The sequence below is a fragment of the Streptomyces sp. NPDC057543 genome (assembly GCF_042801895.1).
GTDB lineage: Bacteria > Actinomycetota > Actinomycetes > Streptomycetales > Streptomycetaceae > Streptomyces.
Genome location: NZ_JBHVFF010000073.1, coordinates 19,809 through 29,717, shown reverse-complemented (window position 1 = coordinate 29,717; position 9,909 = coordinate 19,809). Strand labels below are relative to the sequence as shown.

The following is a 9,909-nucleotide window of genomic DNA, read 5'->3' as shown; positions in this document are numbered from 1 at the left end:
GGTGACGGGGGTGCACCGGTCGGCCCGGCCGGCCGCGCCGCCGTCGCCCTCAGGCGCCGGACGGGCTCGAATGTCCGCCGGACGGGTCTGATCGAACAGCCAGCAGGACGCGGCCTCCGATCTCCACCGTGCCGTCCGGCGCGGGTGCGGTGAGGATCTGGGAGCCGCGTCCCTGCCTGATGTTGAGGGCGCGGCCCAGCTCCGCGCTGAGCAGCAGCGCCGCCGCCCCCGTCGCCTCGTCCTCCACGATCCCCCCGGTGCGAGCCCCGGCTCCACCGGAGCGGCGCCTCGGGAACGCCCGCGCCCTGACCCGCCCCGCCGCCTCGTCCTCCCAGGCCCATACGTACAACCAGCCCTCGCCCGGCGGCGGCCCGGTCAGCGCCTCGACGTCGGCGACGGACGCGTACCGCTCCAGTCTGCGCGGCGGCGCCCACTCGGGGCGGGCGGCGATCCAGGTGAACTCCCCGTCCTGGCGCGCGAAGACCTCTCCGACCGGCAGCTCCAGGATCTCCAGGTCGAGCAGCCACGCGGTGCCGACGAGCGGATGCCCGGCGAAGGGGAGGCGGAGTCCCGGCGTGTGGATGTCGACGTGTCCGCGTTCGGGGTCGTCGACGAACACGGTCTCACTGAAACCCAGTTGACCGGCCAGGGCCTGTCGGGACGCCTCGTCGGGGTACGTACGCCCGTCGCGTACGACCCCGAGGGCGTTGCCGTGCCGGCCGTCGTGGTCGCAGAACACCCGCAGTACGTCGATGCCTGCGGGCACGTCGAAGTCGCTGTCGTTCACCCGGGCATTCAAACACCGCCCGGGTGACTGCCCTGCGACCGGGCCGTCACCCGGGTGGTGTCGCCCAAAGGTGCGGACGGATCAAACGGTACGGCGCCGGCGGGCGGCGATCACCACCCCGGCGCCGGCCGCCACGACGACACCCGAGGCGGCGAACAGGGTGCCGGCCGGGATGCCGGAGCCGGTGGCGGCGAGGGAGCCCGAACCGCCGACCGACCCACCACCCACGCTGCCGTCGCCCGCGAAACCCGAGGAGCCGGTGGAACCGGTGCCGCCCGTGCCGCCCGTGCTGCCTGTACTGCCCGGGAGTTCGGCGTCCTTGTCGAGGGCGACCACGACGGTCAGTGCGTCGAGCGGCTCACCCGCCTGGTACATGCCGCCGAATGCCCTGGTTCCGTCGGCGGTGAGGGTCGTCGGCACGGAGGAGAGCGTCACCGCGCCGTTCCTGGCCGCGAGTGCGCCCTTCGGCAGCTTCAGGTCGGCAACGGCCAGACCGGTGTAGGTGGTGACCTTCTTGGTCTCGCGGTCCTTGGTGGAGACGTCCGCGATCAGTCTCCCCTTTGTTCCGTTCACCTGGATCTTCACGTCGGTCAGGGAGAGGTCGAGGGTGTACGCGCCGTTCTCCTCGTGGCCCAGGAAGCGGACCTTGCCGTCGAAGCCCGCGTCGAGGGTCTGCTTCCCGGCGTCGAAGTGGCCGGTCGCATCGGGGAATCGGTAGCCGTCGCCGGACGCGGTGGCGCCGGCGGTCGTCTCGACCTTGCCGTGGGCGATCGGGCCGGTGACGTACGTACGGAAGGACTTCTTGACGCCCCAGTCCAGGGTGCCGTCGACGATCGCACCCTGGTCCGCGGTGGCCGGCTTGTCGGTGGCCGGGGTGGAGGAGGACGGGGTGGGGGAGGACGGGACGGACGGGGACGGGGACGCGGTCGAGGTGGGACGGTCCGTGGGCTCGGTGGTCGGCTTACCGGTGGGCTCCGTCGTGGGCTTGTCGGTCGGTTCGGTGGTCGGCTTCTGGGTCGCCCCCTCGGTCGGGGACGGGGCCGCGTTCACCGAGAGCGTGGCCGGGTCGAGCGCGTCGCCCTCCTTGTACTGGCCGTTGAACGCCTCGGAGCCCGCCTTCGTGAGCGTCGCCGGGATGTCCTTGAAGACCATCGCACCGTCCGCGCCCCGGCCCGGCTTCACCGCCGACAGGTCGAGGGCCGCGAACGCCACGTCGTCGCGAGTGCCTTCCGGGGTCGTGACATCGACGGTGATCGCGCCGCCGGTGCCGGTCGTGGCGAGCTTCACGTCCGAGAGCGTGATGTCGAGAACGCCGCCGTGGGCGTAGAAGTTGACGCCGCCCTCGAAGGCGGTGTCGGTGCCGTGCGTGGCCGTGTCGTAGGTGCCCTTGCCGTTGACGAAGGTGAACACACCGTTGTCGGGTGCCTGGGTGGCGCCGTTCTTGACGGCGATCTTCCCGCCGGAGAACGAGGAGGCGAGGTATGCGCGGAAGGACTCCTTGACGCCCCACTCCAGCGTGCCGTCCTTCAGTGCCGTCTTCGATGCGGCGGCTGCCGCACCCGCGGGGGCGGTGCTGTCGGCGGCGAGCGCCGGAAGGGCGAACGCGGTGGCGCCGAGGGCGGCTGCCGTGGCGACGGCGGCGGCGAGAGCAATGGGACGGCGGGTGGCTGCCATGGTCGGTGGTCTCCTCAGGAAGTGACAGGAAGTGAATCGGGCTGGGACGGGGGTCTAGTCGGTGCTCTGCCGGGCGCTGCGGCGGCGGGCGACGCAGAGCGCGCCTGCGGCGGCGGCGAGCACGCCCGCGCCGCCGGTGCCGAGATACAGCCAGTTGCGGGAACCGGCACCGGAGCCGGACGCCGATGCCTCGGTGGTGGTCTTCTCCGTGGGCGCTTCGGACGGGTCCGGGGCGCTGCCCAGGTCGGGCAGGGCGGGCAGTCGGGCCTTGTTGTCGACGGCGACGGCCAGCGAGACGGGATCCATCGTGGTGCCCGCCCGGTAGAGCGAGCCGAACGCCTCGGCGCCGTCGGCGGTGAGGGTCGCGGGGGCTTCGGTGAGGACGGCGAGGCCGTCCTTCGGTGCGAAGTCCTTCACGGTGAAGGTGACGAGCGGGACGGCCTTGTGCCGGTCGCCGCCGCTCAGGACGTCGGCCGAGAGCGTGCCCCTGCCCGCCTTCACCCGGACCGTGACCGCGGAGAGTTGCAGATCGAGCCCGTCGGCGCCGGTGAAGCGGACGCTGCCCGCGAAACCGGCGTCCAGGGACTGCCGCTTCGGGTCGTACGTACCCTCGCCGCGCGGGAAGCGGAAGAGCGCCCCGCCGTCCTGGGCGCCGTCGGCGAGGGTCCACTTCCCCTTGCCGACGGCGCCCGTGACGTACTCGCGGAAGGTCCGGCGCACGCCCCAGTCGACGGCGGCGTCCTCGAAGCGGCCCGCGGCCTTCTCGGCCCTCTCCGCCTTCTCGGTCTCCTTCGGCTCCGCCGGCTTCTCGGGGGACCTGGACGCGGCCGGCTTCCCGGCCGGTGCGGTGGTGTCCGCGGAGAGGCTGATCGGGTCGAGCGGCGTGCCGGCCGTGTAGTAGCCGGCGAACGCCTTCGCGCCCTGCGAAGTCAGGGTCGCCGGGATGTTGCCGAGGACGATGGGGGTGGCACCGCCCTTCATATCGATCCCGGACAGCCCGAGCGTCGCGAGCGGCACCTGCGCGGCCGAGGTGACACGGCCGCTCCCCCGGTCCCTGCTGACCATGTCGGCGTACACGGTGCCGTTGCCGCCCGTGATCCGGACAGTGGGGCGGCTGACGGTGAGGTCCAGTTCATGGCTGCCGTCGGACTTCCGGTGGCCGATGAAGCGGACCCCGCCCGCGAAGCCCGATCGGAAGGCGCCGGTCGCCGGGTCGTAGGAGCCGGCGGCGGAGTGGAAGCGGAACCGGCTGCCGCCGACCGTGGCGGCGCCGCCGGTCAGGCTCCAACTGCCGTTGGCGATGGGGCCGGTGACGTAGCTCTGGAAGGAGGACTTGATGCCCCAGTCCAGTCGGCCGCCCTGCACCGTGCGGCTCGCCGCTTGCGCGGTGGTGGCCGGGAGCAGGGCTCCCAGCAGCGCCGCGAGAAGCGCGACAGTCAGGGCTTGTCCGGCGGATCTTCGCGGATCAGCCCGCGGCGTCCGGTGCGGTACATCGCAGGGCGAAGGATCGTCCTCGTACCGGACGTACTTGGACGACTCCGACAACGCGGCGAGGTGCCGTGCCAGGCGTCGCGGGCCCGTGAAGATCCGCCGGACAGGTCCTGGCGTGCGGGCAGGTCTGGACGGCAGCATGGGGACCCCTCCGAGGTCGAGCAAGTCAGGTAAGGCTAACCTAAGCTATGCGCATTCCGTGGCGGGTACCCCCTTCCACCACATTGCTCGCAATCCATTGCCAACTGCTCACCGCAGAACGACAGGACGGTGCCCCCGTGCGCTTTTCGCAGGACTTCGCCCCACCGGGTCAGGACTCCCGGCGGCCGGGGTGCGGGCCGGTCAGGCCCCGTGGACCGCTGGGCGCCCTGACGGCCGTCGTCGCCCTGGCCCTCGTCCTGACGGGCTGCGGCCGGGGTACGGATACGGGGACCCCCGCCGCCCACCGCAAGGAGACCCCGGCCGACCGCGTCGAGCCGCTGACCACCGTCCCGAAGCCGCACCTGCCGGTCATGGTGAAGTCGGCGGACGGCGCCGAGGTCACCGTCACCTCGGCGGACCGGATCGTTCCGCTGACCGGCAGTCTGAGCGAGATCGTCTTCACGCTCGGCCTCGGTCGGCAGGTCGTGGCCCGCGACATCACCGCGACCTTCGAACAGGCGGCGGAACTCCCGGTGGTGACCCGCGCTCATGACGTCTCGGCGGAGAGCGTGCTGTCGCTGAAGCCGACCGTCGTCCTCGCCGACACCACGACCGGCCCCGGGGAAGCCGTCGACCAGATCCGCGACGCGGGCATTCCGCTGGTCGTGGTCGAACCGGCCAGGGGGCTCGCCGATGTCGGCCCCCGGATCGACACCGTGGCGGCGGCCCTGGGCGTGCCGGACTCGGGCGCGGAACTGAACGCGCGCACCCGGTCCCGTATCGAAGCCGTACAGAAGTCCGCACCCGCCACGCCGAAGGGGCGCGGGAAGCCCCGAGTCGCCTTCCTCTATCTGCGCGGCTCGGCCTCCGTCTACCTGCTCGGCGGCCGCGACTCCGGCGCGAGTTCGCTCATCGAAGCGGCCGGAGCCGTCGACGCGGGCAAGGCATCCGGGCTGAAGAAGGACTTCACCGCCATCACCAGCGAGGCCCTCGCCAAGGCCGCTCCCGACGCCATCCTGGTGATGAGCAAGGGACTCGAATCGGTGGGCGGCGTCGACGGCCTGGTCAGGATCCCGGGCGTCGCCGAGACCCCGGCCGGGATGGACCGGCGGATCGTCTCCATCGACGACGGCGTGCTGCTGAACTACGGGCCGCGCACGGACCGGGTGCTGAGCGAACTGATCGCGCAGCTCCACCCGAAGGACGAGGAGGCCAAGTGACCACCTCGTACGGGCAACACACCCGGCCGACCACCATGGCGGCCCCAGAACCGCGGGCGCCCAGGTCCCGCCGCTCCACCGCCTTCGCCCTGACCGCGGGGCTGGTCGCCGCTCTCGTGGTGTGCTGCCTGCTCTCCGCCGGACTCGGCGCGTACAGCATCCCGCTCGGCGATGTCCTCGCCTCCGTCCAGCACCGGCTCGGGCTCGGTGGAGCGGCGCTCGACCGGGTCGGTGAGAGCGTGCTGTGGAACGTACGGCTGCCGAGGGTCGTCCTCGCGCTGCTCGTCGGGGCGTCGCTGGGCTGCGCGGGCGCCCTGATGCAGGGCGTGTTCGGCAATCCGCTCGCCGAGCCGGGAGTGATCGGCATCTCCTCCGGTGCGGCCGTCGGCGCGGTCGCCTCGATCGCGCTCGGGCTGAATTTCTTCGGCAACTGGACCACCACCCTCTGCGCGTTCGCCGCCGGGCTCGCGACCGTGCTGCTGGTGTACGCGCTGTCGCGGTCGGGCGGGCGGACCGAGGTCGTGACGCTGATCCTCACCGGGATCGCGGTCAACGCCTTCGCGGGCGCGCTGATCGGGCTGTTCGTCTTCTTCGCCGACAACGCGCAGATCTCGCAGATCACCTTCTGGCAACTGGGTTCGCTGGCGCAGGCGACCTGGCCGAAGGTGCTCGCCGTGCTGCCGTGCGCGGTGTTCGGGCTGCTCGTCGCGCCGTTCTACGCCCGGAAGCTGGACCTCCTCGCGCTCGGCGAGCGGCCCGCCCGGCATCTGGGGGTCGATGTCGAGCGGCTGCGGATCGTGCTCGTCCTCGTGGTGGCGCTGCTGACCGCGGCCGCGGTGGCGGTCGCCGGAATCATCTCGTTCGTGGGGCTGCTCGTTCCGCATCTGCTGCGCATGGCGAACGGTCCCGGGCATCGCCTCCTCGTCCCCGGCAGCGCGCTCGGCGGTGCTCTGGTGCTGGTGGTGGGCGATCTCGCGGCCCGTACCGTCGCCGATCCCGCCGAGCTGCCGCTCGGCGTACTGACCGCGCTCTTCGGCAGCCCGTTCTTCTTCTGGCTGCTGCGCAGGACCCGTCGCAGGCAAGGTGGTTGGGCATGAGGGCCCTGAAGAACCCGTTCCGGGTACGGGGCCGGCGGCTGCCCGCTCCCGTCTCCCCCCGCTCCCCCGTCGCCGAGACGCGCGGGCTGCGGGTGCGGCTGGGACAGCGGCCGGTGCTCGACTCCATCGAACTGACCGCGCACGCAGGCGAGGTGCTGGCACTCGTCGGGCCCAACGGGGCCGGGAAGTCGACGCTGCTGGCCGCGCTGGCCGCTGATCTGCCCGCCGAGCGCGGGGAGGTACGGATCGACGGGCGCCCGGTCGCCGACTGGTCGGCCGCCGAACTGGCCCTGCGCCGGGCGATGCTGCCACAGTCCGCCGCGCTGTCGTTCCCGTTCCTCGTGGCGGACGTCGTACGGATGGGGCGGGCGCCGTGGGCCGGGACGGAGCGGGCGGACGAGGACGATCAGGCAGTCGCCGCGGCGATGGCGGCCACGGAGGTCACCGAGTTCGCCGGGCGTACGTTCTCCGCACTGTCCGGCGGCGAACGGGCCCGGGTCGCGCTGGCCAGGGTGCTGGCGCAACGCGCCCCGCTGCTGCTGCTCGACGAGCCGACCGCGGCGCTCGATCTGCGCCACCAGGAGCTGGTGCTGCGGATCTGCCGGGAGCGGGCCGCCGCCGGGGACGCGGTCGTCGTCGTGCTGCACGATCTGGGGCTGGCCGCGGCGTACGCGGACCGGGCGGCCGTGCTGCGCGACGGGCGGATCGCGGTGGCGGGCCCGCCCGCCGAGGTGTTCACGGGCGAGCTGCTCGGCGAGGTCTACCGGCAGCCGGTCGAGGTGTTCCCGCATCCGCGGACCGGTGCGCCCCTCGTCGTACCGACACGAGGGACTTGACTTCCGCTTGACCATTCCGTGATGCCTTCATGAGGCAGTCGTGATCGGCCCGTTCCCGCACCACCGGGATGAGAGGTGAATCACTACACGGGTGGGTACCGGTCAGGTAAGCCTCGGTTAAGTTAGGTCTGCCTCACCTGCCTTTGTCCGACCGTCTTTGTCCCGTTCTCCTGCTTCTCCTTCATCTTCTGTGGAGCCCGTATGCGAGCCGTTCGTTTCTCCGTCGTCACCGCTGCCGCCACGGTGGCAGCCCTGACCGCCGTCACGGGCTGTGCACAGAAGAGCGACGGCAAGGGCGACGGGGCTCTGCAGGTCGTCGCGAAGGACGACTCCTGCGAGGTCTCGAAGAAGAAGCTGCCCGCCGGTCACATCGAAATGGCCGTGCAGAACAAGGGCTCGAAGGTCACCGAGGTCTACGTCCTGTTCCCGGACGACCGCATCGTCGCCGAGCGCGAGAACATCGGGCCCGGCACCAAGGCCACCATCACGGCCGAGATCAAGGCCGGTTCGTACGAGATCGCCTGCAAGCCGGGCATGAAGGGCAACGGCATCCGGCAGAAGATCGAGGTCACCGGTGGCAACGCGGCCAAGCGCAGCCCCGAGATGGACAAGGCCGTCGCCGAGTACCGCAGCTACGTCCAGGCCCAGGCCGACGAGACGCTGCCGAAGGCCAAGAAGTTCACGGACGCCGTGGCGGCCGGGGACATCGAGGCCGCCAAGAAGATCTACGCGGATTCCCGGCTCGGCTGGGAGCGCACGGAGCCGGTCGCCGAGTCGTTCGGTGACATCGACCCGAAGGTCGACCTCCGCGAGGACGGCCTGGAGGCAGGCCAGAAGTGGACCGGCTGGCACCGTCTCGAAAAGGCGCTGTGGCACGACAAGAAGCTCGGCGCCGAGGAGAAGGCCCTCGCGCCGGTCCTCTACAAGGACCTGCTCGACTGGCAGAAGCGGGTCGGCACGGCGGACATCACCCCGACGTCGATGGCCAACGGTGCCAAGGAGCTCCTCGACGAGGTCGCGACCGGCAAGGTCACCGGCGAGGAGGAGCGCTACAGCCACACCGACCTGATCGACTTCAAGGGCAACGTCGAGGGCGCGCAGAAGTCCTACGAGCTGCTGAAGCCGGTCGCCTCGAAGAACGACCCGGCGCTGACGGCGTCCCTGGACAAGCAGTTCGCGGCGCTGAACACGCTGCTGGACAAGTACCGCAAGGACAAGAGCTCCTACGAGTTCACCTCGTACGAGAAGGTCGGCAAGGCCGACCGCAAGGAACTGTCGGACGCCGTCAACGCGCTGGCCGAGCCGCTGTCCCGGCTCGCCGCCGCGGTGACGAAGTAACGGGCGGGGAGGGACCGGTCATGTCCGATCAGAAGCAGGACACCAGCGAACCCGCGGCGGCCTCCGGCGGCCGAGCCCCGTCCCGCCGGGCGCTGCTCGGCTGGGGCGGCGCCGGTCTGGCGCTCGGCGCCGTCGCGGCCGGAGGCGCGGTCGCCGCGGTGCGTCCGGGGAGCGACCCGGTGCCGGCCGCGGACAGCGGGGCGGCCGTGCCGTTCCACGGTGCGCACCAGGCCGGTATCGCCACCGCCGTACAGGACAGGCTGCACTTCGCCGCGTTCGACGTGACGACGAAGGACCGCGCCGAACTGGTCTCGCTGCTCAAGGAGTGGACCCGGGCGGCCGAGCGGATGACGGCCGGTCACGCCGTCGGCGAGGGTGCGTACGGCGGTCTCGCCGAGGCCCCGCCGGACGACACGGGCGAGGCGCTGGGGCTCAAGCCGTCCCGGCTCACGCTCACCATCGGCTTCGGCCCCTCGCTCTTCGCCAAGGGCCGCTTCGGCCTGGAGGACAAGCGTCCCGAGGCGCTCGTCGACCTGCCGAAGTTCCCCGGCGACAACCTCGACGCGGCCCGCAGCGGCGGCGACCTCTGCGTCCAGGCCTGCGCGGACGACCCGCAGGTCGCGGTGCACGCCATCCGCAACCTGGCCAGGATCGGCATGGGCCGCACGGCGATCCGCTGGTCCCAGCTGGGCTTCGGCAAGACGTCCTCGACGACGCCCGACGCCCAGACCCCGCGCAACATGATGGGCTTCAAGGACGGCACCCGGAACATCTCCGGCACCGACGCCGCCACCCTGGACAAGCACGTGTGGGTGGGCGAGAAGGACGACGCGGGCTGGATGACCGGGGGTTCGTACCTGGTGGCCCGGCGCATCCGGATGCACATCGAGACCTGGGACCGCGCCCCGCTCCAGGAGCAGGAGGACATCTTCGGCCGCGACAAGGGCGAGGGCGCCCCGGTCGGCAAGTCCAAGGAGCGCGACGAACCGTTCCTGAAGGCGATGCTGCCGACCGCGCACGTGCGGCTCGCCCACCCGGACAGCAACGGCGGCGCGACGATCCTGCGCCGCGGCTACTCCTTCACCGACGGCACGGACGGCCTCGGCCGGCTCGACGCCGGGCTGTTCTTCCTCGCCTACCAGCGCGATTCCCGCAAGGCCTTCATTCCGCTGCAGCGGCGCCTCGCTGCGCACGACGCACTCAACCAGTACATCCAGCACGTGGGTTCGGCGCACTTCGCCGTCCCGCCGGGCGTCCGCGACAAGGACGACTGGTGGGGCCGGGCGCTGTTCTCGTAACGGGCCGAAGTAGAAAAGGAGAACCGG

Annotated in this window: 8 protein-coding genes; 5 read left to right on the top strand and 3 right to left on the bottom strand. The window is 71.8% G+C overall.

All coding sequences use genetic code 11. From position 1 onward, the window contains the following. Window positions 1–49: 49 nt before the first annotated feature. The 3 genes from ACFU8Q_RS15270 to ACFU8Q_RS15260 form a co-directional block, all read right to left on the bottom strand. Window positions 50–787: a PhzF family phenazine biosynthesis protein gene (locus ACFU8Q_RS15270; RefSeq protein WP_384453086.1), complete on the bottom strand. Its 738-nt coding sequence runs from the start codon at window positions 785–787 to the stop codon at window positions 50–52. 81 nt (window positions 788–868) lie between these two features. Continuing rightward, complete coding sequence (locus ACFU8Q_RS15265; protein WP_384453083.1) at window positions 869–2,461, bottom strand: HtaA domain-containing protein; 1,593 nt, start codon at window positions 2,459–2,461, stop codon at window positions 869–871. A 54-nt stretch (window positions 2,462–2,515) separates the two neighbouring features. Further along, window positions 2,516–4,093: an HtaA domain-containing protein gene (locus tag ACFU8Q_RS15260; protein ID WP_384453080.1), complete on the bottom strand. Its 1,578-nt coding sequence runs from the start codon at window positions 4,091–4,093 to the stop codon at window positions 2,516–2,518. A 137-nt stretch (window positions 4,094–4,230) separates the two neighbouring features. On the opposite strand from ACFU8Q_RS15260, the gene ACFU8Q_RS15255 reads away from it, so the two are divergent. From ACFU8Q_RS15255 to efeB, 5 genes are all read left to right on the top strand, one after another. Further along, window positions 4,231–5,313 carry a hemin ABC transporter substrate-binding protein gene (locus tag ACFU8Q_RS15255; protein WP_384453077.1) on the top strand — a complete coding sequence of 361 codons (1,083 nt, stop codon included), beginning with the start codon at window positions 4,231–4,233 and terminating at the stop codon, window positions 5,311–5,313. Window positions 5,314–5,348: 35 nt separating this feature from the next. Next, the gene (locus ACFU8Q_RS15250) at window positions 5,349–6,410 is read left to right on the top strand and encodes a FecCD family ABC transporter permease (protein WP_384453091.1); all 1,062 of its coding nucleotides are present in this window, start codon (window positions 5,349–5,351) and stop codon (window positions 6,408–6,410) included. After that, the gene (locus tag ACFU8Q_RS15245; protein ID WP_384453074.1) at window positions 6,407–7,246 is read left to right on the top strand and encodes a heme ABC transporter ATP-binding protein; all 840 of its coding nucleotides are present in this window, start codon (window positions 6,407–6,409) and stop codon (window positions 7,244–7,246) included. Before ACFU8Q_RS15250 ends, ACFU8Q_RS15245 begins: the two co-directional genes overlap by 4 nt. 201 nt (window positions 7,247–7,447) lie before the next feature. Then, window positions 7,448–8,584 (top strand): iron uptake system protein EfeO, encoded by a 1,137-nt coding sequence (efeO, locus tag ACFU8Q_RS15240; protein WP_384453071.1) that lies wholly within the window; start codon window positions 7,448–7,450, stop codon window positions 8,582–8,584. A gap of 20 nt (window positions 8,585–8,604) precedes the next feature. Further along, window positions 8,605–9,882 (top strand): iron uptake transporter deferrochelatase/peroxidase subunit, encoded by a 1,278-nt coding sequence (efeB, locus tag ACFU8Q_RS15235; RefSeq protein ID WP_384453069.1) that lies wholly within the window; start codon window positions 8,605–8,607, stop codon window positions 9,880–9,882. Window positions 9,883–9,909 lie beyond the last annotated feature (27 nt).